The sequence below is a fragment of the Subtercola boreus genome (genome assembly GCF_003399635.1).
Lineage (GTDB): Bacteria > Actinomycetota > Actinomycetes > Actinomycetales > Microbacteriaceae > Subtercola > Subtercola boreus_B.
Genome location: NZ_NBXB01000029.1, coordinates 41,942 through 63,287 on the forward strand (window position 1 = coordinate 41,942; position 21,346 = coordinate 63,287).

20 protein-coding genes and 1 other RNA gene are annotated in these 21,346 nt (G+C 68.8%); 10 read left to right on the forward strand and 11 right to left on the reverse strand.

What is annotated here, in order from left to right; genetic code table 11:
- Positions 1-485: 485 nt before the first annotated feature.
- Genes B7R22_RS10130 through epsC form a run of 3 tightly spaced genes read left to right on the forward strand, consistent with a single transcriptional unit; the run spans position 486 to position 2,889 of the window.
- On the forward strand, positions 486-1,400 hold the full coding sequence (locus tag B7R22_RS10130) for an inositol monophosphatase family protein (RefSeq protein ID WP_116411633.1): 915 nt from the start codon (positions 486-488) through the stop codon (positions 1,398-1,400).
- Between the two features lie 9 nt (positions 1,401-1,409).
- The gene (gene cysK / locus B7R22_RS10135; RefSeq protein ID WP_116411634.1) at positions 1,410-2,345 is read left to right on the forward strand and encodes a cysteine synthase A; all 936 of its coding nucleotides are present in this window, start codon (positions 1,410-1,412) and stop codon (positions 2,343-2,345) included.
- Between the two features lie 7 nt (positions 2,346-2,352).
- Positions 2,353-2,889, forward strand: coding sequence for a serine O-acetyltransferase EpsC (epsC, locus tag B7R22_RS10140; protein WP_116411635.1), 537 nt, complete (start codon positions 2,353-2,355; stop codon positions 2,887-2,889).
- A 63-nt stretch (positions 2,890-2,952) separates the two neighbouring features.
- Here the strand turns inward: epsC and B7R22_RS19190 are convergent, their stop codons facing one another.
- The 7 genes from B7R22_RS19190 to B7R22_RS10170 form a co-directional block, all read right to left on the reverse strand.
- The gene (locus B7R22_RS19190) at positions 2,953-3,114 is read right to left on the reverse strand and encodes a hypothetical protein (RefSeq protein WP_172582296.1); all 162 of its coding nucleotides are present in this window, start codon (positions 3,112-3,114) and stop codon (positions 2,953-2,955) included.
- A gap of 134 nt (positions 3,115-3,248) precedes the next feature.
- Positions 3,249-4,391 (reverse strand): cysteine desulfurase family protein, encoded by a 1,143-nt coding sequence (locus B7R22_RS10145; protein ID WP_116411636.1) that lies wholly within the window; start codon positions 4,389-4,391, stop codon positions 3,249-3,251.
- Positions 4,388-5,227, reverse strand: a complete 840-nt coding sequence (gene nadC / locus B7R22_RS10150) for a carboxylating nicotinate-nucleotide diphosphorylase (RefSeq protein WP_253259027.1) — start codon at positions 5,225-5,227, stop codon at positions 4,388-4,390. The genes B7R22_RS10145 and nadC overlap by 4 nt, the downstream gene beginning before the upstream one ends.
- Before the next feature lie 86 nt (positions 5,228-5,313).
- On the reverse strand, positions 5,314-7,056 hold the full coding sequence (gene nadB, locus B7R22_RS10155; RefSeq protein ID WP_116411638.1) for an L-aspartate oxidase: 1,743 nt from the start codon (positions 7,054-7,056) through the stop codon (positions 5,314-5,316).
- A gap of 8 nt (positions 7,057-7,064) precedes the next feature.
- Positions 7,065-8,336: a quinolinate synthase NadA gene (nadA, locus tag B7R22_RS10160; RefSeq protein WP_116411639.1), complete on the reverse strand. Its 1,272-nt coding sequence runs from the start codon at positions 8,334-8,336 to the stop codon at positions 7,065-7,067.
- A gap of 30 nt (positions 8,337-8,366) precedes the next feature.
- A complete protein-coding gene (locus tag B7R22_RS10165; protein WP_116411640.1) occupies positions 8,367-9,050 on the reverse strand; it encodes an NUDIX hydrolase in 684 nt (227 codons plus the stop codon).
- Positions 9,051-9,423: 373 nt separating this feature from the next.
- Positions 9,424-10,407, reverse strand: a complete 984-nt coding sequence (locus B7R22_RS10170; RefSeq protein ID WP_147305350.1) for an AraC family transcriptional regulator — start codon at positions 10,405-10,407, stop codon at positions 9,424-9,426.
- Positions 10,408-10,714: 307 nt separating this feature from the next.
- Here B7R22_RS10170 and B7R22_RS10175 point away from each other — a divergent pair, with 307 nt between their 5' ends.
- Both B7R22_RS10175 and B7R22_RS10180 read left to right on the forward strand, forming a co-directional pair.
- Complete coding sequence (locus B7R22_RS10175; RefSeq protein WP_116411642.1) at positions 10,715-11,062, forward strand: UBP-type zinc finger domain-containing protein; 348 nt, start codon at positions 10,715-10,717, stop codon at positions 11,060-11,062.
- Positions 11,062-12,462 (forward strand): NtaA/DmoA family FMN-dependent monooxygenase, encoded by a 1,401-nt coding sequence (locus tag B7R22_RS10180; RefSeq protein WP_116411643.1) that lies wholly within the window; start codon positions 11,062-11,064, stop codon positions 12,460-12,462. Before B7R22_RS10175 ends, B7R22_RS10180 begins: the two co-directional genes overlap by 1 nt.
- Before the next feature lie 24 nt (positions 12,463-12,486).
- On the opposite strand, the gene B7R22_RS10185 is transcribed toward B7R22_RS10180, so the two are convergent.
- Positions 12,487-15,165: a phosphoenolpyruvate carboxylase gene (locus tag B7R22_RS10185; protein WP_116411644.1), complete on the reverse strand. Its 2,679-nt coding sequence runs from the start codon at positions 15,163-15,165 to the stop codon at positions 12,487-12,489.
- Between the two features lie 103 nt (positions 15,166-15,268).
- Here B7R22_RS10185 and B7R22_RS10190 point away from each other — a divergent pair, with 103 nt between their 5' ends.
- Entirely contained in the window at positions 15,269-16,468 is a 1,200-nt protein-coding gene (locus B7R22_RS10190) for a MarP family serine protease (RefSeq protein WP_116411645.1), read from the forward strand.
- Positions 16,469-16,503: 35 nt separating this feature from the next.
- Here B7R22_RS10190 and B7R22_RS10195 read toward each other — a convergent pair whose 3' ends face one another.
- The gene (locus B7R22_RS10195; RefSeq protein ID WP_116411646.1) at positions 16,504-17,895 is read right to left on the reverse strand and encodes an amidohydrolase family protein; all 1,392 of its coding nucleotides are present in this window, start codon (positions 17,893-17,895) and stop codon (positions 16,504-16,506) included.
- A gap of 34 nt (positions 17,896-17,929) precedes the next feature.
- Positions 17,930-18,454: a MarR family winged helix-turn-helix transcriptional regulator gene (locus tag B7R22_RS10205; RefSeq protein ID WP_172582297.1), complete on the reverse strand. Its 525-nt coding sequence runs from the start codon at positions 18,452-18,454 to the stop codon at positions 17,930-17,932.
- A gap of 25 nt (positions 18,455-18,479) precedes the next feature.
- Between B7R22_RS10205 and B7R22_RS18805 the strand changes: the two genes are divergently transcribed.
- The 3 genes from B7R22_RS18805 to B7R22_RS20240 all read left to right on the forward strand — a co-directional run bounded on the left by B7R22_RS18805 (position 18,480) and on the right by B7R22_RS20240 (position 19,839).
- Positions 18,480-19,073 carry a hypothetical protein gene (locus tag B7R22_RS18805; RefSeq protein WP_147305352.1) on the forward strand — a complete coding sequence of 198 codons (594 nt, stop codon included), beginning with the start codon at positions 18,480-18,482 and terminating at the stop codon, positions 19,071-19,073.
- A 78-nt stretch (positions 19,074-19,151) separates the two neighbouring features.
- A complete protein-coding gene (locus tag B7R22_RS20235; RefSeq protein ID WP_367379190.1) occupies positions 19,152-19,625 on the forward strand; it encodes a helix-turn-helix domain-containing protein in 474 nt (157 codons plus the stop codon).
- 40 nt (positions 19,626-19,665) lie between these two features.
- Positions 19,666-19,839 carry a HepT-like ribonuclease domain-containing protein gene (locus tag B7R22_RS20240; RefSeq protein WP_367379191.1) on the forward strand — a complete coding sequence of 58 codons (174 nt, stop codon included), beginning with the start codon at positions 19,666-19,668 and terminating at the stop codon, positions 19,837-19,839.
- An 88-nt stretch (positions 19,840-19,927) separates the two neighbouring features.
- Here the strand turns inward: B7R22_RS20240 and ssrA are convergent.
- Positions 19,928-20,323: a transfer-messenger RNA gene (gene ssrA, locus B7R22_RS10220) on the reverse strand.
- A gap of 99 nt (positions 20,324-20,422) precedes the next feature.
- Here ssrA and B7R22_RS10225 point away from each other — a divergent pair.
- A complete protein-coding gene (locus B7R22_RS10225) occupies positions 20,423-21,346 on the forward strand; it encodes an oxidoreductase (protein ID WP_116411649.1) in 924 nt (307 codons plus the stop codon).

Sequence of the window (21,346 nt, forward strand, 5' to 3'; positions counted from 1 at the left end):
GTGAATGACAGGGGCGCACTCCACGTTCACAGGTGAGCAGAGGGTCAATTCGCTGGGTGTGACGCTCGGGCGCCTCCGCGCCACGCGTGACCTGCAGGGCGGCGCGGTGAAGGCCGGCGCGCTCGGCGGCTGGCTGGAGCCCCGGCTGCTCAACGGCGGCACAGCCCGAGTGCGGGTCGAAGGGAATGCTCACGGTGCAGCCGGTAAATCCACAAGACAAGACGATGACACTCTTTCGAACAGCGGGCGGCTCGCATCTGGTATCGGTGAACCGAGGTTCGTGGATCGGCGCTCTCAACGCTCTCAAGATCCCATCCCGCCCCGCCCCTTCGTCGGATCCCCACCCCTTCGTCGCATCCGCGCCCGTTTGTCGCATCCGCGGGTGCGCGCCGACGCGCGGAAGCGACAAACCGTAGCGGAACGTGTGCGGGAGGCGGCCAGGGCGGCCGCGTGGCGCGGAGCGGGGCCATCGGTAGGGTGGTTGGGTGACCGAACCGAACGAATACGGCCTCGCCGACGACCTCCGCCTCGCCCTCGACCTGGCCGACGCGGCCGACGCGATCTCGGCCGAACGGTTTCGGGCGCTCGATCTCGTGGTGGAGCAGAAGCCCGACCGCACGCCGGTCACGGATGCCGACAGGGCGGTGGAACGCGCGATCCGCGACGGCCTCGCGAAGGAGCGCCCCGGCGACGCGATCCTCGGTGAGGAGTTCGGGGAGGATCCCGGCACGGGAGCCACCACCGCACCAGCCAGCGAACCCGGCACCAAGGCCACGGCCGACGGCAAGCCCGCACCCGGCACCGGCAGCACCGCCAGCGGCACCGACCAAGCCCGCACCACCCCGCACCGCCAGTGGATCATCGACCCGATCGACGGAACCGCCAACTTCCTCCGCGGCGTGCCGGTCTGGGCCACCCTGATCGCCCTCGTGGTCGACGGCGTGCCGGTGCTCGGCGTCGTGAGCTCCCCGGCCTTCCAGAAGCGCTGGTGGGCATCCACCGGGCAGAGCGCCTGGCTGAGCGTGCAGGGCGGCCAACCACGACGGCTCGCCGTGTCGAAGGTGGCCACGCTCGCCGACGCCTCGATCAGCTACAACTCGCTGAAGGGCTGGGACGAGGCCGGCCGGCTCGACGCGCTGCTGACACTGTCGCGGAAGGTCTGGCGAACGCGAGCCTACGGCGAGATGTGGGCCTACATGATGGTGGCCGAGGGGCTCGTCGACGTGGCGGGCGAGTACGATCTGCAGCCGTATGACGTCGCGGCGCTCATCCCGATCGTCGAGGAGGCGGGCGGCCGCTTCACCGGACTCGCGGGCGAAGACGCCCTGTGGTCTGGCAGTGCGCTGGCAACGAACGGCGTCTTGCACGAAGACACGCTCACCCTGCTGGCCGAAAGCTAGGCTGGGAACATGTCCCGCATCTACGACAATGTCACCGACCTCGTCGGCCGCACTCCGCTCGTCCGACTGAACCGCGTCACCGAGGGCTCAGGCGCCACGATCCTCGCGAAGCTCGAGTTCTACAACCCGGCGAACAGCGTGAAGGACCGTATCGGTGTGGCCATCATCGAGGCCGCCGAGAAGGCTGGCGCACTGAAGCCCGGCGGAACGATCGTCGAGGGCACCAGCGGGAACACCGGCATCGCCCTCGCCATGGTCGGTGCCGCCCGGGGCTACAAAGTGATCCTCGCGATGCCCGAGACCATGAGCATGGAGCGCCGCGTGCTGCTCCGGGCGTACGGCGCCGAGCTCGTGCTGACCCCCGGCCCCGACGGCATGCGCGGCGCGGTCGAGACGGCCGAGCGCATCGCGGCAGAGACCGAGGGCGCCATCCTCGCCCACCAGTTCGAGAACGAGGCCAACCCGGCGATCCACCGGGCGACGACCGGCCCCGAGATCTGGGACGACACCGACGGCACCGTCGACATCTTCATCGCGGGCATCGGCACGGGCGGAACCATCACCGGTGTCGGCCAGTACCTCAAGGGCAAGAACCCCGACATCCAAGTCATCGGCGTGGAGCCGAAGGACAGCCCGATTCTGAACGGCGGCGCTCCCGGCCCGCACAAGATCCAGGGCATCGGCGCGAACTTCGTGCCCGACATCCTCGACACCAGCATCTACAACGAGGTCATCGACGTGACGCTGGATGACTCCATCCGCCTGGCACGCCAGCTAGCCACCGACGAGGGAATCCTTGCGGGCATCTCCTCGGGCGCCATCCTCTGGGCCGCCCTCGAGGTGGCGAAGCGGCCCGAGAACGCCGGAAAGACCATCGTGGCGATCGTCTGCGACTTCGGCGAGCGTTATGTGTCGTCGGTGCTCTACGACGACCTCCGAGGCTGATTCGGCCTTGGGCTTCTTCTCCCGCCTTCGCGAAGACCTCGCGACGGCGAAGAGACGGGACCCGGCCGCGCGTTCGAAGCTCGAGGTTCTGCTCGCGTACTCGGGCATGCACGCGCTCTGGATGCACCGCCTCACCCATGCGCTCTGGCTCCGCCCGGGGCTGAAGCTGCCGGCGCGACTGCTCTCCCAGCTCGCGCGGTCGCTGACGGGAGTCGAGATCCATCCCGGAGCGATCATAGGCCGGCGGGTCTTCATCGACCACGGGATGGGTGTCGTGATCGGCGAGACGGCGCGGGTCGGCGACGACGTGCTGATTTACCACGGAGTCACCCTGGGCGGAGTCGGCCCGGTTGCGGGCACCCGGCATCCGACCGTCGGAAACAACGTGCTGCTCGGGGCCGGGGCGAAGCTCCTCGGGCCCATCGTCATCGGCGACGGGAGTGCTGTCGGTGCGAACGCCGTCGTGCTGCAGGATGCTCCCCCGCACTCGCTCGTCGTCGGGGTTCCGGCGATCAGCCGGCCGCGGGTCGCCCACGAAGACTGAACCGGGTAGATGAGAAAAGCCCCCGTCCGCTGAATGCGGCGAGGGCTTTTCGGTGAGGCTCGATCAGACCTTGCGGCCGGTGATGAAGCGCAGCAGGAATACGATGAGGGCGATGACGAGCAGAACGACACCCACCCAGATCAGGAAGCTGAGCGACGACGAGACGCCGCCGGTGATGAGCAGAACGATCGCGACGATCGCGATGATTGCTACGAGAATGTTCATGAGTGTAAACCCCTCCTGCGATGTGTGTGACGGTGGCCACTCATCGAGCCTACCCATCGCGTGCGCTCCCGTTGGGGTCTTGCGCCCGGCGACCGTTCTGCGCTATCGCGTGGTCGGGCCAGGCGATCAGCGGGTTATCGCGCAAGCGACCGCACCGCACGGAACGCCCGGCCGACGGCCCCGATCGTCTCCACGATCTCCGGGGCGGTCGTCGAAGCGCCCAGCGTGAACCGCACGGCGGTCTGCGCCAGCGTCGGTTCGTAGCCGAGCGCCAGCAGCACGTGCGACGGCTCGTCGCTGCCCGCCGCACAGGCCGAACCGCTCGAGCAGACGATGCCGCCCCGCTCCAGTTCGAGCAGCAGGGCCTCTCCGCTCGTTCCGGGGAAGCAGAAGGAGGCGTTGCCGGGCAACCGGGCCGTCGGATGACCGGTGAGCCGGGCATCCGGAACGCCGCTGAGCACGCCGGCGATGAGCGCGTCGCGGAGCAGCTCAGTGCGTGACGCGTCGGCCGTGCGCGTCTGCTCGGCGAGCGTGAGAGCTGTGGCGAGGCCCACCGCGCCCGCCACGTTCTCGGTGCCTGAGCGGTGACCGCGCTCCTGGCCTCCGCCGTGCACTACGGGCTCGAGCGGCAGGCGGCCACGCGCGAAGAGCACGCCCACACCTTTCGGTGCGCCGAGCTTGTGGCCCGAAAAGCTCAGCGCGTCGACTCCGAGCTCCGCGACATCCAGAGACAGCCAGCCAGCCGCCTGCACGGCGTCGGTGTGCAGCGGCACCCGCACCGCACGGGCGATCCCGGCGAGCTCGGCGAGGGGCTGCACAGTGCCGACCTCGTTGTTCGCGAACATCACCGAGGCGAGGGTCGTCTGCGGGGTGAGCAGGGCGGTGAAGTGTTCCGCATCGACGAGGCCTGTGCTGTCGACACGTACCTCGTCGACGCGGAAGCCGTGGTGCCGTCGCAGGTAGTCCGCCGACTCGAGCACCGCCTCGTGCTCGATCGGCGTGATCACCAGGTGCCGGCCCCGCGGGGCACCCAGCGCGATCCCCTTGACGGCGAGATTGTCGGCTTCGGTGCCGCCCGAGGTGAAGACGATCTCGCTGGCTCGCGCGCCGAGCACACGGGCGACGGATGCCCGGGCCTCTGCCAGGGCGTCAGCCGCCCGCTCGCCGAGCGAGTGGGTGCTCGACGGATTGCCGAAATCGCCGGTGAGGTAGGGCCACATCGCCTCGAGCACCTCCCGGCGCACCGGGGTGCTGGCCGCCGAGTCGAGGTAGATCACGGCGTTGGAGGGGTGGCCGCAGCCATCAGCGTCACGTCGAGCCCCAAGTCGAGCGATCGCACGCTGTGGGTCAGGGCGCCCACCGAGATGATGTCGACTCCGGTGGCTGCAATGTCGGCCACCGTCCCCAGGTTCACCGAACCGCTCGCTTCGACGATCGCGCGCCCGGCGACCTGCTCCACGCCCGCCCGCAGGTCGGCGAGCGAGAAGTTGTCGAGCATGATCGTGTCGACCCCGCCGGCCAGCACCGGCTCGATCTGGTCGAGCCGGTCGACCTCGGCCTCGAGGTGGGTGGTGTGGGAGAGCTGGGCGCGAACGGCGAGCAGGGCATCCGTCACCGACAGACCGCCCTGGGTGAGCACGGCCAGGTGGTTGTCCTTCGCCATCACCGCATCGCTCAGCGAGAACCGGTGATTGTGACCGCCACCAGAGCGCACGGCGTGGCGTTCGAAGACCCGGAGGCCGGGCGTGGTCTTCCGGGTGTCCACGATGCGGGCCCCTGTTCCGGCCGCGAGCGCCACATACTCGGCGGTCAGGGTGGCGATGCCTGACAGGCGCTGCACGAAGTTCAGCGCAATCCGCTCGGACTGCAGCACCGACCGGGCGGATCCGGACACGGTTGCGAGGGTCGCTCCCCGCTCGAAAGCCGTGCCGTCGGGCACGAGCACCTCGACGGTGACCGACTCGTCGACCAGGCGGAAGGCGGCGGCGAACACGTCTCCGCCGCTGAAGACGCCGGCCTCGCGTGCCACCAGCGCGGCGTCGGCGCGGGCGTCCGCGGGAAGGAGTGTCTGCGACGTCAGGTCGCCCCAGGGCGCGTCTTCGTCGAGCGCCATCAGCACCACGGGGTCGATCTGGCGCGGTGTGAGGGTGGGTGTTGCAGCGCTTGGCGTCGCAGTTGGGGCTGTTGCAGTTGTGGCTGTCATAGCGATTCGAGCACTCTCCGGTCGGAACGGGTGACGAGGTGATGACCGAAGGCGTCGTCGGTCTCCGGGAAGTCGGAGCGGAAGTGCGCGCCGCGCGACTCCCGCCGGGCGAGCGCCGCGCGGGTGACGAGCTGGGCCAGCAGCAGCAGGTTGTCGTCTTCGAGCGCCCGCAAGGCATCCGCCTCCGCCCTGTTGCGTCCGGTGCTGCTTCCGGTGTTGCCTGCGGTTCCGGATGATCGCTCCTCTGCCCATGTCTCGAACTGTTCGAGCGCGTCAGCCAGCCGTGAACCGTCGCGGTGCACCCCCACGGCATCCCACATCAGCTGCTGCAGCGCATCGCGGCTGAACGGCCGCGTCTCGTCCCCGCCCCCCAGGGACCCGAATCGTCCCTCCCGCTCGGGTATGGCGCGATCTGCGTCCCCCGGGCCGAGCACGTCACGGCGAAGGGACCCGGATCGTTCGTCCCGCTCCGGGATGGAACGATCTGCGTCCCCTGGGCCCGGCGCGTCGTCGGCCCGACCCTGCAGGGCCTCGACCGCCCGCCAGGCGTACACGACTGACTCGAGCAGAGAGTTCGACGCCAACCGGTTCGCGCCGTGCACGCCCGTGCACGCCACCTCGCCCACCGCAAAGAGGCCGGGGAGCGTCGTCCGCCCCCGGTCGTCGGTGCTCACACCGCCCATCCAGTAGTGCGCCGCCGGCGTGACGCGAATCGGCTCCGTGCTGGGGTCGACCCCGTTGCGACGGCACTGGGCGGAGATACTCGGAAACCGATCGGCGAAGAACGAAGAACCGAGCCCGCTGGCGTCGAGCAGCACCCCGCGCCCGCCCTGCACCTCCATCTGCCGCGCGATCGCGCGTGCCACAACGTCACGGGGGGCGAGCTCGGCGTCGGGGTGCACATCGAGCATGAACCGGTGACCGTCCTCGGCGAGGAGCACGGCGCCCTCGCCGCGCACGGCCTCCGAGACGAGAAAGTTGCCGGGGGCGTCCATCGACGTCGGGTGGAACTGGAAGAACTCCAGGTCGCCGAGTTCGGCACCGGCCCGGTAGGCCGCCGCGACCCCGTCGCCGGTCGTCACCCGCGGGTTCGTGGTGTGGCTGTAGAGCTGCCCTGCTCCCCCGCTCGCGAGCACCACCGCGTCGGCCGTCAGCGTACGGTGTTCGCCCGAGCGCAGGACGACATGCACTCCGGCAACCCTGCCGTCTTCGACGAGAAGGTCGCTCACGAAGGTGTCCTCGAGCAGGGTGGATGCGGTGAGCCGCACCGCGCCGACGAGCGCCCTCTCGACAGCCGAACCGGTCGCATCCCCGCCGGCATGCAGGATGCGCGAAAAACCGTGTGCCGCCTCGAGGCCATGGGCGAGCACACCGCCCTCCTCGTCGAACTCGACGCCGAGCCGGATCAGATCGCGGATGCGGGCAGGACCCTCAGCGCAAAGCACCTCCACCGCTGCCCGCCGGTTCAGCCCGGCCCCGGCGGCCAGGGTGTCGGCGACGTGGGAGGCGACGGAATCCTCGGGGAACATCGCGGCCGCGATCCCGCCCTGCGCGTAGCGGGTGTTGCTCTCACCGAGCTCCGCCTTTGTGATCAGGGTCACGTTGTGGGTGCGGCTCGCCTCGATCGCGACCACCAGCCCCGCGATGCCGCTGCCGACCACCACGAGCGTCGGCCGCGCTCCTCGAGACCCGCCCCGGGCACCGGGCCACGCTGCAGCAGACCCGCCACGGGCGTCCATCCGCGCGGTCACGGCCGGGCCGCCAGCATCCGCTCGAGCGCCACCCGTGCAGGCACCGCCACGCTCTCGTCGACCGAGATACGGTTCAGCACCTCGCCGCGCACGAGCGCCTCGAGCACCCAGGCCAGGTAGCCGGGGTGGATGCGGTACATCGTCGAGCAGGGGCAGACCACCGGGTCGAGGCAGAAGATCGTGTGCTCCGGATGCTCGGCCGCCAGCCTCTGCACCATGTTGATCTCGGTGCCGATAGCGAAGACCTGTCCCGGTTCCGCCGCCAGGACCGCCTTCTGGATGTAGTCGGTCGAGCCCGCTTCATCCGCCGCATCGACGACGGGCATCGGGCACTCGGGGTGCACGATCACGCGCACGCCCGGAAAGTCGACGCGTGCCTTGTCGATCTGGGCGACGGTGAACCGCTTGTGCACGGAGCAGAACCCATGCCACAGGATGACCCGGGCATCCACCACCGCCTGCTGGTCGTTGCCGCCGAGCGGCTTTCTCTGGTTCCACATCGGCATGCGCTCGAGTGGCACACCCATGGCCTTCGCGGTGTTGCGGCCGAGGTGCTGGTCGGGGAAGAAGAGCACCCGTTGGCCGCGCTCGAACGCCCACTCGAGCACCGTGGCAGCGTTCGAGGAGGTGCAGACGATGCCGCCGTGCTCGCCGCAGAAACCCTTCAGCGCAGCCGACGAGTTCATGTAGGTCACCGGGATGACCGGCACCCGTCCGCTCGCATCGGGCTCGGTGCCGTAGAGCTCCTCGAGCTGCTCCCAGCACTCGGTGACCGAGTCGATGTCGGCCATGTCGGCCATCGAGCAGCCCGCCGCGAGGTTCGGCAGGACGACCTGCTGGTCGGCGTTCGAGACGATGTCGGCGGTCTCGGCCATGAAGTGCACCCCGCAGAAGACGATCGCCTCGGCGGCCGGTCGGCTGCGCGCAGCGTTCGCGAGCTGGAAGGAGTCGCCCACGAAGTCGGCGTACTTCACGACCTCATCCCGCTGGTAGAAGTGACCGAGCACCACGACACGGTCGCCGAGCGTCGCCTTCGCGGCCAGGATGCGCCGGTCGAGTTCCTCGTCTGTCGCGATGCGGTACTCGGCGGGGATCTCGCCCTGGCGAGGGGTGTCAGCGGGAGCCACGTCGGCCATCGACGACCCCGGACCGTAGGCCGGCAGGGGAACGGCGTCGAAGTTCCACGGCGCGTCTTTCAGGGCCGGGCTGCAGCTGGTGACGGCTCCGCCGGGGCGGATCAGGTTCAGGGTGGTGGCGACGGATGGCATGACGTGCTCCTTGCGGACGGCGTTGGCGGTTCAGGCGTGTGGCAGCGGGCCGTTGTCGGCCAGGTCGAAGGACTCGTTGTAGCGGAAGAGCCGGGGCGGCCTGTGCCGACCGCCCGACTGCCGCTCCTCGGTCGCGACGATGGATTTGGTGGCCTCGATCTGGCGCCGGAAGTTTGCCGGATCCAGCGGCCGCCCGAGCACCGCCTCATACACCTCCCGCAGCTGCGCGAGCGTGAACATCTCGCCCAGGAACGCGTGTGCGATGCGGCTGTACTCCATCTTGTTGCGGAGCCGCCAGAGCGCGTAGTCGACGATCGCATTGTGGTCGAACGCGAGCTCCGGCAGGTCGTCGGCCGGGAACCAGCGCACATTCTCTCCCTCCGCTGCCCGTTCGGCCTCCTCTGCCTCCACGAGCGCCCAGTAGACGATCGACACGACCCGGGTGCCCGGCGAACGCTCGACCGTGCCGAATGCGTAGAGCTGCTCCAGGTACTGCGGAGTGAGCGCCGTCGTCTCGAGGAGGTTGCGCCCCGCCGCATCCGCAAGGCTCTCGGATGCCCGGATCGGGCCGCCCGGAAGCGCCCACCTGCCCCCGAACGGTTCACGGATGCGCCGCACGAGGGGAAGCCAGAGCGTCGCGGGGCTCTCGGCGCCCGTTTTGCGCAGCGCGAAGATCACGGTCGAGACCGCGAGTTGTGGCGAGGTGGAGAGCATCGGATCGATCCAGTCGACTGAGTAAAGGTGCAAATGACTAGAACAGATGATACAGCCCCGGGGACGCTCCGCGCCACCTGTCGCCACGCGGAGTGAGGGAGGCTAGATCACGGCAGAGATCTCGTCAAGCCTCATTTCGGCGACTTGTGAGCCGTCGCCGAAGGGCGGATAGTTCATACCGACGCACCGCCTCTCCCCCCACGAAGGCGGTGCCTCCGGAGTTCCCCGAGCGGTGACCGAGCGAGTTCTGACGCTCCGTTGCTGTGTGAATTCCCGCGGTCTGGCTCTCGGCAATCGGGTAGTCGGAAGCCAGGCCGCACTCCTTCAGGCGGCGGGCTGCGGCCTCAGCGATCGGGGCTCAGCGATCCGGGCTTCAGCCGATGAGGGAGAGTCGGTCGATCGTGTCTATGGCGGAGCCGAGCGGCCGGCCAGCAAGCAGTTCGCGCGGGGTGATCCCGTAACTCGCGCGGAGGGCGTGCCGGAGTTCCTTCACGCTCGAGAATCCCGCCTGCTGCGCGATCTCCCCCACCGATCGTGGCGCGTGGGAGGCCAGACGAAGAGCCGCCAGCGCCGTTTCCAGCCGCTTCCCCCTGATCACCTCGGCTGGCCCGACGCCTTCTACGGAGAAGCTCCGCTGCAGATGACGGAGAGAGACGTTCAGCATCTCGGCGAGCACCTGGGGGGAGAATTCCGGATCGTTGGAGCGGTTGGCGATGAGAGCCTCAGCCCGTGCACGCAGACCCTGTGGGAAGATCTCGGCATCAGAGCGGCGACCGGCGCCCTCGAGGAAAAGTCCGGCCAGTAGCTGGGCAAGCACCGTCGAGGTGGCCTCGGTCGCCATCGGTCGCTCGCCTGCAGCGGCGAACTCCACCATCAGGGCGAGGAGGAAGGCGAGGGTGGGACGACGCAGCCGCGATGCATCAGGGAAACTGCCGATTCGCCCGGGGACGGTGACCCCGTGTGCGGCCAGGAGATCACGATGGATCGAGACCATGGCCACCCGCGATTTCACCGGATTGACAGCTTCGACCTGGTCCCAGCCCGCCATGTAACCGGCCTGGCCTGCTTCGAACCGGAACGTCCGGCCGGATTCGTACAACTCGAAGATCCCGTGCCGAACGAACACGATGCTGACGTAGTCGCGCTGCTCAGGATCCCGCCCCGATGGCGACATCTGAAGCGGGGTCTGGGCCACGTCGGAGATGATGACACCCGGAAGCGACCATCGCCTCCCCCATGCCTGGAAGCCCTCGGGATTCTCCGACACGAGGTGCGGTCCAAGGGCCCGAAGACCCTCCCACCCCTCCAGCGTCCAGCGGGATGGCTGGACCTCTGTGAAGCCGGGTTCATTCGTCATGGTGTCGTCTTTCGCGCCCCGCACGAGCTGCTCACCCGGTGCGGACTAGATCTTCTGAACCCCTCAGAATCTCAGGTTACCCCCGGCGACATGTACATGACCACTAGGGAACCGCGACCGTTCTGCAGTTCACCCATCCCGAACTGCTCGGCCCAGGCCAACGTGTACGGCTTGAGGGCGGCCGGCGTGACCGCGTTCGTCTGCGAGTCAGAGGGCGTCAACGAGCTGCTGCGAGCGGTCGAGACAGGCCCTCGTCGAGATCGGGGTGCTGGGCGATGGTGCTGACTGATGGTCTAGCATCGCAGGTGTGACAGCATCAGGCGGAATCGATCCCGACGTGGCACCGAGCGGAAACGACTGCGTCGAGTGCGACGCCGAGGGGCTCTGGTGGTTCCACCTCCGCCGCTGCGCAGAATGCGGGCATGTCGGCTGCTGCGACGATTCCCTGGCCAAGCACGCGACCGCGCACTTCCGTGAGACGGGGCACCCCGTCATCCAGAGCTTCGAACCGGGTGAGACCTGGATGTTCGACTACCGCACCGAGGCGGTCTTCGAGGGCCCGTCTCTCACTGCCCCGACGCATCACCCCCTCGGCCAGACGACGCCCGGCCCCGCCGATCGTGTACCCACCGACTGGCAAGCGCAGCTCGGCTGATGGGAGACGGTTCGCCGAAGCAGTTGGTGCTCGGCGCGTTCGAAGAGCTCACCCCGAGCTTCATCAGCAACGGATGGCCCCACGAGCGAAGCGACCCGGCCGGATTCGCGACCCTCGAGTACTGGCAGGCGCTGACCCGGCAGCTGGATGCGGCGGGGTTCGACTTCCTCTTCTTCGCCGACGCGCTCGGGTATCCGATGCACGAGGCGGTTGCGGCCGACGGAACGAGCGGTTTCGCCGTTCCCGAGGTCGTCGTGCGTGAGGCTGTGCAGTTCCCCGTGCACGATCCCCTCACCATCGTCAGCGGCCTGGCCGCCACTGTCGACCGGCTCGGGTTCGTCGTGACCGCATCGACGACCGCCGAGCATCCATTCCTGCTGGCCCGCCGCTTCGCGAGCCTCGACCACCTGACGCGCGGGCGGATCGGCTGGAACGTCGTGACGAGCGACATGCAGACCGCCCTCGTGCGGCTGCTCGGGCACCCCGACGTGACCCCGCACGAGGAGCGCTACGCCCGCGCCGACGAATTCGTCGACCTCACGATGAAGCTCTGGGAGGGGGGCTGGAGCGACGACGCCCTCGTGCTCGACAAGGCTGCCCGTGTCTTCACCGACCCGGCGAAGGTGCACCGCATCACGCACGACGGCCGCTACTTCTCGCTCGACGGACTGTTTCCGGTCAGCCCGTCGGTGCAACGCACGCCGACACTCTTCCAGGCCGGCGCATCGCCGAGCGGGCGGGAGTTCGCCAGCCGGATCGCCGAATGCGTGTTCATCCAGGAGCGCGACCCGGTGAAGGCGGCGGCGACCGTGCGCGACATCCGTGACCGGGTCGAACGGCGAGGCCGGCACCGCGACTCCGTGAAGGTCATCAACAGCATCTCGGTGATCGTGGGGGCGACCGAGGCCGAGGCTGGGGATGCCCGGCGGGCCCTTACGGCCGCTCCGAGCCGTGACGCGATGGCGGCCCTGTTCCTCGGCTGGAGCGGCGTCAACCTGCTGGGGCTCGACCCCGCGACCCCCGTCGACGCTTTGACGACGGAGATCGGCCAGACGACGCTCGCGATGTACCAGGGCTCGGGCCAGACCGTGGGCGACGTGCTCGACGCGCTGGCCGCGACACTCGGCGGCACGAAGATCACGGGCACGGCCGACCGGGTCTCCGACGGGATCGAACGTCTCGCGGCCGAGACCGACGTCGACGGCTTCCTGATCGAGCACAGCTACGGCGGCCTCGCCACCTATGCCGAGTTCATCGAGGAGGTCATGCCGAGGCTCCGCGACCGCGGCCTGCTGCCCGCGGAATCGCGGGGTGGCTCCCTGCGGGAGCGCCTCACGGGCACCCCGACGCCGAGGCTCGCCCCCGATCATCCAGGAGCCGCGTTCCGCCCCGCGCCCTGAGCCGCCGGCTAACGATGCGTGCTGCTAACCCGTGTTCTGCAGGCCCGCTGCGACCCCGTTGACAGCGAGGAGGAGCAGCTGGTGCGGCTCGTCGAGCGGGTCGGCGCTGCCGGATGCGCGAATGTCCCTGAGCGCCCGGAGCTGCAGCAGCGACAGGGCGTCGACGTACGGGCTCCGCAGCCGCACGGCCCGGCGGAGCACGGGTCGCGCCTCGAGCAGCGCATCGTGGCCGGTCGTCCGCTTCACCCAGTCGCGGGTGAGTTCCATCTCCTCGAGCACGAGATCAGCCAGATCGGAGCGGTCGCCGAGGGCGAGGTAGCGCTTCGCCAACCGCAGGTCGGTCTTCGCCAGGGACATCTCGACGTTGTTGATCATGGCCGTGAACAGCGGCCAGCGCGAATAGGCATCCTGCAGCACCCCGATGTCGCCCACGGCGGCGAGCGCGGAGCCCAGACCGAACCACCCCGTGAGGTTGATGCGCGCCTGCGTCCAGGCGAACACCCACGGGATCGCGCGGAGGTCCTCGAGCGATTCGATCGAGAGCCCGCGGCGGGCGGGACGCGAGCCGAGCGCCAGCAGGCCGACCTCCTCGAGGGGCGTGACCTGGGCGAACCAGGGGGCGAAACCGTCGCTCTTGATGAGTTCGTAGAACCTCTCGCGTGAGCGGGCATCCATGGTCGCCGCGACGTCGCTGAAGTCCTCGGTCGCCGACTGGTTCGCCTGCTCGTTCGACGGCGTCGAGGCGAGCAGGGTCGCTGCGGCCATCTGCTCGATGTGCCGGGCGGCAATGGTCTTGTCGCCGTACTGCGCGAAGATCACCTCCCCCTGCTCGGTGAGCTTGAAGCGGCCGTCGACGGATCCGGGCGGCTGGGCGAGCACAGCCTCGTTGGCCGGCCCGCCGCCGCGGCCGAGGGCACCACCCCGACCGTGGAAAAGCGTGAGCACGATGTCGTTGTCGGCCGCCCACTGCGTGATGCGCTGCTGCGCCGAGTAGAGGGCGAGCGTGGCCGAGACGGGGCCGACATCCTTCGACGAGTCGGAGTAGCCGAGCATCACCTCGAGTCGTCGCCCTGTCGCGTCGAGCCGGGCCTGCACCTCGGGCAGCTCGATCATCTCGGCGAGGATCGTCGTCGACGCAGCGAGGTCGTCGAACGTCTCGAACAGGGGCACCGCATCCAGAACCGGCGAGGCCTCGGGCGAACCCATCGCGGCCTCCGCCAGTGCGTACACCGTGGCGAGGTCGGCGGAGGACTGCGTGAACGACACGATGTAGCGCCTCGAGGCCCGTACCCCGTACCGGCGCTGCAGGAACGCGATCGTGCGGTAGACGTCGAGCACCTCGAGCGTCATCTCGCTGAGCTTCCCTCCGGCCCGCACCTCGGCGACTGCTTCACGGTGCACCTTCGAGTGCTGGCGCACCTCGAGCTCGGCGAGGTGGAATCCGAAGGTCTCGACCTGCCAGATGAGGTTCTGGAGCTCTCCGTTCGCACTCCGGAGGGCACCGGCGTCGCGGAGCGAGTCCTGGATGACCCTCAGGTCGGCGAGCAGTTCCTCCGGTCCCCGGTAGCCGAGGTCGGCGTCCCGTCGGCGGGTCGCGGCGATGCGCTCGGCGATCACCAGCAGCACGCGTCGGTGCGGCTCGTTCGGTGCACGGGTGCCGATCTGCGAGGCGATCTCCACGGCGAAGCTCCGCTGCGTCTCCCAGAGACCGTCGAGCGCCCGGCTCGGCGGGGTGTCGACCTCGTCGAGGGTGAGCGTGCGGCCGATGCGGGTGGCCGCGTGTTCGAGCCCGAGCAGGATGTGCTCCGACGCGATCGCGGCAGCCTGCCGGGTGACGGCCGCGGTCACGAACGGGTTCCCGTCGCGGTCGGCGGCGATCCAGCTGCCGAGACGGAGGAACGCTGGCGCTTCGGCGGGCCGGGCACCGGCGGCGTTCCCGAGCAGCCAGTCGTCGAGCATCCGGTACACCTTCGGTACCACCTCGAACAGGGTCTGGTCGAAGATGCTCATGGCGGTGCGCACCTCGTCGAGCGGCGTCGGCCGTGTCGTTCGGAGCGGCGATGTGCGCCAGAGCACGTCGATCTCCTCGAGCAGGCGACGGTCGTTCTCAGCCGTCGTGAGGGTGCCCTGGCGCAGCTGGTCGCGGTGCTCGAGCAGCTCGCTGATGCGGCGGATCCCTGAAGCGACGGCCCTCCGGCGCGCCTCCGTCGGGTGTGCGGTCAGTACCGGGTGGAACCGCAGGCCGCGAAGCCGTTCAGCGGCCTCTTCAGTGCCCACCTCGGCCACCAGCTGCTCGATCGCGCCCGGCAGCGAGTCGGTGACGACCGTGTCGCCCGCGCCGTCACGGGCCCGCAGAACCCGCACGCGGTGGTGCTCCTCGGCGAGGTTCGAGAGATGGAAGTAGCAGGTGAAGGCGCGGGCGACCTGTTCTGCACGCTCGGGTGTGAACGAGTCGACGAGGCGCTCGGCGTCTTCGATCGACACCGTGCCGGCCGACGCGTCGGCGGCTCCGCCCTGGGCGTTGCTCTCGTAGGCCGCAATGGTCAGGGCGCGGAGTGCCTCCACATCGCGCAGCAGATCGTCGCCCCCCGCCTCGGTGAGCACGCGGCCGAGCAGCGCCCCGAGGCGGCGCACGTCGCTCCGCAGGTCCTCGTCGACTTCGTCGCGGATGTCTCGCCTGGTCTGGTCTTCGGATGTGCTCACCCATCCACGCTAGCGCCCCCAGATTGACAGCATGTTACGGGCGGGCACCCCGAAGGACTCCGGCGCAGGGATCATCCAGCTTCATCCGACAGATTGGACGTCTATGGAAATCGCCGTCGACCTCGTGCTCGCTGTCGCAGGCCTCCTGGCGGTCATCGCCGGCTGGGGCCGCGGCCTGCTGGTGATGGCGGCATCGCTCGTCGGCATCGCGCTCGGCGCCTGGATCGCCACGCTCGCCGCTCCTGCGGTCGTGACCCTGCTCGCCGACCACGGCTGGACGAGCTCGCTCCAGCGATCGATCGCGGCCGGCGTCGTCTTCGTGCTGTGCATCGTGATCGCCTCCACCGTGCTCGGCTCCCTCGCCCTGGTCATCCGCCGCACCATCGGCCGGGTGAAGGTGGTGCGCGGCCTCGACTCCCTCGGCGGCGCGCTTCTCGGCGCGCTCGCCTGGGCCGTCATCGTCTGGCTCGCGGGCGGTTTCCTGCTCTCGACGGGGCAGCTCCAGGCCACCCAGCTGGTGAATTCGTCGAAGATCGTCAGCACGCTGAACAGCATCTCCCCGGTTCCGGCGACCACCGCGCTCGGCACCCTCGACCAGGCCCTCGGCAGCGCGGGCTTCCCCACCGTCTTCGCCGACGGGGCGGAGATCATCGCCGGCGCGCAGGCACCCGAGCAGGGCGTGCCGGCGGCGGTCGACAACGCCTCCCAGGGGGTCGTGAAGATCCTCTCCTCCGCTCCCAACTGCAACACCGATGCCGAGGGCAGCGGCTGGGTGGTCTCCGACGGCCGGATCATCACGAACGCGCACGTCGTGGCCGGCAGCAGCGAGATCTACGTGCAGGTCGCGGGCTCGGGCGCTCTCCTTCCCGCCCGGCTCATGGTTTACGACCCGCAGCGCGACCTCGCGGTGCTCGACGTGCCGAACCTCGGGGTCGCCCCCCTGACCCTCGGCACCGATCTCGCGGCCTCCGCCTCCGCCGTCGTCGCCGGCTACCCCGAGAACGGGCCCTTCGTCACCGCTCCGGCACGCGTCCGCCAGGTCGTCGAAGCGACCGGGCTCGACATCTACGGCACCGAAGACGTCACCCGCGAGATCTACTCCCTTCGCGGCACGGTGCTTCCCGGCAACTCGGGCGGCCCGCTCTTCGACACCTCCGGCGACGTCGTCGGCGTGGTGTTCGCCCGCTCGACCACCGACTCCGACACCGGCTACGCGATGACCCTGACAGAGATCGCCCCGGTCGTGCAGGCGGCAGCCGGGGCGACGGCAGCGGTCAGCTCCGGCGCCTGCCAGACCGACTGAGCTGCGCCGCTGCCGGCCAGCCTGAGCGCCGAGCCCTACTCCCAGGCCAGCCGGAGCCCGCTCCGGGTCGCGGCGGCCCGTACCCGGTCATGCAGGTGCAGGGCGGCATCGGCGGCGAGTGGATGCACGCTCACCCCGTTCTCGGAGGCCAGCACGCCCCCGATGAAGACCTTCTTCAGGTTGCGGAGGCCGCAGGCGAAGACATAGCTGGCAGAGACGTCCCAGACCGGGCCGGTGTCGGGCGAGGACGGATCCACCACCAGGAAGTCGGCGAACTTCCCCACCTCGAGGCTGCCGACGCGCTCTGCCACACCGAGCGCCTCCGCCGAACCGAGGGTGTGCATCCTGAGCACCTCCCGCGGCATCATGATCGACGCGTCCTGGTGCACCGCCCGCTGTGTGTACATTCCGATCCGCATGTTCTGGAAGGGGTCCGAGATGTCGGTGCAGCTCTGGTCGTCGAGCCCCATCCCGATCGGCATGCCGAGATCCCGGTAGCGCGGGATGTCGGCCACACCCGAACCGAGTCGCCCGTTCGAGGTGGGCTGCCACACCATCCCCGAGCCGGAGCTCGCTGCGGTCTCGGCCTGGTGGGCATCCGGATGCACGAAGTGACCGAAAAGGAAACCCTCCCGGAAGGCGCCCGCGTCTTCGTACCAGCGAAACTTCTCGCGCTGCTGGTCGAGCGCCTCGCTCGTCTCGAGGAAGTGCGCTTGGTTGCCGATGCCGTGGGCATCCATCACGTGCACCTCGTCGCGGGCGGCCTGCTCCGCCTGGCTCCACTGCACCGCGCCGAAGACGCTCTGGCCGAGACTGAGGTGCGCCGGAACCTCGGTGCGGGCGTAGTCGACGGCGTCAGCGAAGACACGGAAGGCCTGGTCGACCGGCTGGAACTCGCTGTCGACCCGGATCGCCGTCATCGTGCGGATCCCCGCATCCCGAGCAGCATCGATCTGCCGCTGCAGGTACGACTCAGGCCGGATCGAGTAGATCTCCCGCCGGTCCGTCTCCGGATCGTACCGACCGACCACCCGCGAGTCGGTGAAGTTGTAGGCGCTCGTCACACCGTTGCCGATGAAGTCGAGGCAGCCATGCAGGGTGAACCAGTAGATGTCGTCGACGTCGGCGGCCGAGATGAACTCGGACTGCACGCCGACCCAGCCGTAGAGGTTGTCCCCCGGGGTCATGCCGCGCATCCCCGAGGTGAAGATGTGGCTGTGCGCCGAGACGAACCCCGGGGCGACGAACGCGCCGCCGACGTCGAGCAGCTCGCCTTCTGCCGTACTGGGAGGCTCGCCTTCGCCGAGACCGCTGATGCGGCCGTCGCTGTCGACGCTCATCCAGCCACGGAACCAGTCCGTTCCGTCGGCGACCGGGATGATCACGGCGTTGACGATCGTGAGGAGGGTGTGTGGCGTCTGCTGCATGCGCCGACGGTACCGACTCCAGAAGTCGATCAGGTTACAGCGGCTCCGGCTCCGGCTCCGGCTCCGGCAGCGGCTGCGGCTGCGGCTGTGCCGGCCCGGCCCGTCGGTCGCATTCGAGCAGCACCCGGCGGAGCGCGCCTTCGAGCTCCTGCCGCTCCGGCGCGCCGAGCACTCCGACCAGCTCGCGCTCGAGCGACAACTGGTCAGGCAACGCACCGTCGATGCTGGCCCTTCCCTCAGGCGTCGCGACCATGTTCACCACTCGCCGGTCACTGGTGCTCCGTTCGCGGAGCACCAGTCCTGCCGCCTCGAGGCCCACCACCCGCTTCGTGATCGAGGCATTCGACGCAGCGATCGACTTCGCCAGCTGTGACGGAGTGGGCGGCTCGGCAGCCCGGCGAACGGCTGACAGAACGTCGAACTCGTCGCGAGGCGTGCACCCGGGCGACCCCACCGAACTCATCACCGATCGGGGGGTCGAGACGCTGCTCGGAACCGCCGTGGCCATCGTGATCGCCTGGGCGACCTGGCTCGCATCACGGCGCTCAGTGGCTACCACCGGCCCACTCGCATAGTCTTGTCGAATGGCTAAACGCTCGCGCGGAAGAACTCCGTGGATCATCGCAGGCCTGATCGCCTTCGTTCTCGCCGACCTCGCCCTCGTTGCGTTCGCGCTCAGCGGGCCTTCCGTGGACGGTGATCCGGTGAGCGCGGCGGAGCCCACCTTTGTGGCGACGCCGGCTCCGACACCGACACCGACGACTGACGCTCCCGCCACGTCCACCGCCGTTCCGACCGCTTCGCCCACTCCCTCGGCCACCAGCACGGCACCCTCGACGGCTGCGCCCAGCACGCCCGTTCCGTCGTCCGCTCCTGCGAACCTCAGCGGTATGGCCGACGCGAAGGTCGGCTACCGCGCCACCCCCGGAACCTGCACCGGAAACAGCACCGCCACCGACTCGGTCATCGAACTCACCACCGACGGCGGCGCCACCTGGACGAATGTGAACCCCACAGACCTCCGCATCCGTTCCGTCGAGAAGCTCATCGTCGTCGACGACTCCCACGTCGACCTGCTCGCCACCTACGGTGCCAGCTGCACCGAATCGGCGATCAGCACCTTCACGCAGGGCGAGTTCTGGCAGGCCTACCCCAACCGCACGGCCGCCCTGAAATAGCCCCGCCTTCGCACGTCTCCACACCGTAAATAGTCACAATTCGCTATACTTTCAGTCCTGATCACTTCGGCATCGACGATCAGGGAAGCGCGGAGACTCGCGAACCTCACCCAGTCGCAACTCGCCGGGCGTTCCGGCGTCACGCAGAGTGTGGTCAGCGCTTACGAATCGCGCCGCCGCGAACCGAGCGTGGAAACGCTTCGCCGGATCGTCGAATCGGCTGGCTTCGACCTCTCGCGCGCCCTCTCACCGGCCCGTTCGACACCTCTCCACACTCGCATTCGTGAACACCGAAACGACCTGGTCCGGTCGCTTCGAGCCGAGGGCGCACGATCGGTCAGCGTCTTCCGCAGCGTTGCGCGGGGCAACGATGGTGTCGACAGCGACGTCGACCTCCTCGTCGATATCGATGACTCCGTCGGGCTCTTTGCTCTCGGCCGCATGAGGTCCAAAGCAGAGGAAATCCTTTCGAGTCCGGTCAACATCGTGCCCGTGAACAGTCTCAAACCTGACCTTCGTAGCCACGTCCTCGCCGAAGCTGTGCGACTGTGAAGCGTTCCGACTCCGACAGGCTCGCCGACATCTCGGCCGCCTGCGAGGCCGTCGGCCTCTTCCCTGGACAGAGATCGCGCGGATGCGAGACCATCTGACTCATCATTACTTCGACACGGCCCATTCATTTGTTCGAGCCACGGCAACCGACGATTTTCCGCTACTCGCGGCAGCGGTGCTGCGGCTGCGAAGCGGGTTGAACGCGCGGGACTGAACCAGTAGCCCGAACGGGAAAGACGAAGGCCCGCGGCACCCTGGGGGGGGTCGCAGGCCTCATGACAGCGGTGCGCAACAGCGGCCGGCGGTGGAGATGCGGGGAATTGAACCCCGGTCCACTGCTGTGGTCGTATGCCTTCTACGGGCGTAGCCAGCAAGATGTTCTACTCGGCTCCGGAAGTTGTCGCTGGCACCTGATCCGACGAGCCCAGCCTGAGTGCAAGTCCCCGTGTGCCCTCAGACACAACACACGAGCAATCCCTCTAGATAACGCCAGGATCCGGGTAGAGGGCATTCCCGGTCTGACGGTTCCTTATGCGGCTAGCTGGAGCTTAGGCTGCGAGAGCGAAAGCGGCCTGCTTGGCCGGAACAGTGCTGTTTTGATTGGCACTTATTGTTTGCGCGGATCGTTTACGAGATAACCGTGCGTCCTCGGCCCGCTTCTCACACTCACTCAGGCAATGTCGAAACCGATCATCCCCGCGAGCAGCTGAAGAGCTGGGCCACTGTTGCACACTGTTGAGTTGTCAAGGTCGCCACCCTCTCAGGCAGCCCTCCACTCTAACAGCTAATGTCGGCTCATGACGACTTCCCGCTGGACCCCGGCCCTCCTCCCCTCCCTCAGCGGCAAGACCTTCGTGGTCACGGGCGGGAACGCCGGGCTCGGCTACTGGGCATCCGAGTTCCTCGCGAGACGTGGCGCGTCCGTGATCATCGCCGCACGCAACGAGCAGAAGGCCAGCCGCGCGATCGCGTCGATCCTCACCCGCGCCCCGCTTGGCAGTGTGCGCTCTGTGAAGCTCGACGTGGCAGACCTGGCCTCGGTGGAGGCCGCCGCCCGAGAGCTGTCGACGGGCCCCGTCGACGGCCTCATCCTGAACGCCGGACTCACCGAGTCGTCGAAACGTGCCTTCACGGCCGACGGTTTCGAGATCATGTTCGGCACCAACTTCCTCGGCCACTTCGCGCTCACAGCGCGGCTCATGCCGACCCTGCTCGCCACGGCCGGCTCGAGGGTGGTCTCGCTCGGCAGCATCAGCCACGAATTCTTCGACCTCGATCTGGATGACCTGCAGAGCGAGGACTATTCGAGCTTTCGCACCTACGGCCGCTCGAAACTCAGTGTGATGCTCTTCGGATTCGAACTCGACCGCCGCCTCCGGAAGGCGGGCCACAGCACCCGGAGCCTCGTCGCCCACCCAGGATTCGCACTGGATGGGTTGGGCGCGTCACGCCCGGGCATCGGCGCGAAACGCTCGAACGCCGCGGCGCGCACGGCCCTCGCCACGTTCGCACAGGGCAAGGACGCCGGCGCCCTGCCGATCGTCCGCGCCGCCGCCGATCCGCTGGCCGAGGGAGGCGACTACTGGGGCCCCGACGGCTGGCGCCAGCTGAAGGGCGACCCGACGGTGGTCCCCGCGCGAAGCCGCTCCCGCGACATCCGCACCGCCGGCGCGCTCTGGAGCATCGCCGAGAACCTGACCGGCACGTCCCTCACGCTCTGA

Excerpts from the sequence above, each read along its gene's own strand:
- cysK (WP_116411634.1), top strand. The coding sequence starts at position 1,410 with ATGTCCCGCATCTACGACAATGTCACCGACCTCGTCGGCCGCACTCCG.
- B7R22_RS19190 (WP_172582296.1), bottom strand. The coding sequence starts at position 3,114 with ATGAACATTCTCGTAGCAATCATCGCGATCGTCGCGATCGTTCTGCTC.
- nadC (WP_253259027.1), bottom strand. The coding sequence starts at position 5,227 with ATGGCGCTCGACGAAGACGCGCCCTGGGGCGACCTGACGTCGCAGACA.
- nadB (WP_116411638.1), bottom strand. The coding sequence starts at position 7,056 with ATGGACGCCCGTGGCGGGTCTGCTGCAGCGTGGCCCGGTGCCCGGGGC.
- nadA (WP_116411639.1), bottom strand. The coding sequence starts at position 8,336 with ATGCCATCCGTCGCCACCACCCTGAACCTGATCCGCCCCGGCGGAGCC.
- B7R22_RS10165 (WP_116411640.1), bottom strand. The coding sequence starts at position 9,050 with ATGCTCTCCACCTCGCCACAACTCGCGGTCTCGACCGTGATCTTCGCG.
- B7R22_RS10170 (WP_147305350.1), bottom strand. The coding sequence starts at position 10,407 with ATGACGAATGAACCCGGCTTCACAGAGGTCCAGCCATCCCGCTGGACG.
- B7R22_RS10180 (WP_116411643.1), top strand. The coding sequence starts at position 11,062 with ATGGGAGACGGTTCGCCGAAGCAGTTGGTGCTCGGCGCGTTCGAAGAG.
- B7R22_RS10190 (WP_116411645.1), top strand. The coding sequence starts at position 15,269 with ATGGAAATCGCCGTCGACCTCGTGCTCGCTGTCGCAGGCCTCCTGGCG.
- B7R22_RS10195 (WP_116411646.1), bottom strand. The coding sequence starts at position 17,895 with ATGCAGCAGACGCCACACACCCTCCTCACGATCGTCAACGCCGTGATC.
- B7R22_RS18805 (WP_147305352.1), top strand. The coding sequence starts at position 18,480 with ATGGCTAAACGCTCGCGCGGAAGAACTCCGTGGATCATCGCAGGCCTG.
- B7R22_RS10225 (WP_116411649.1), top strand. The coding sequence starts at position 20,423 with ATGACGACTTCCCGCTGGACCCCGGCCCTCCTCCCCTCCCTCAGCGGC.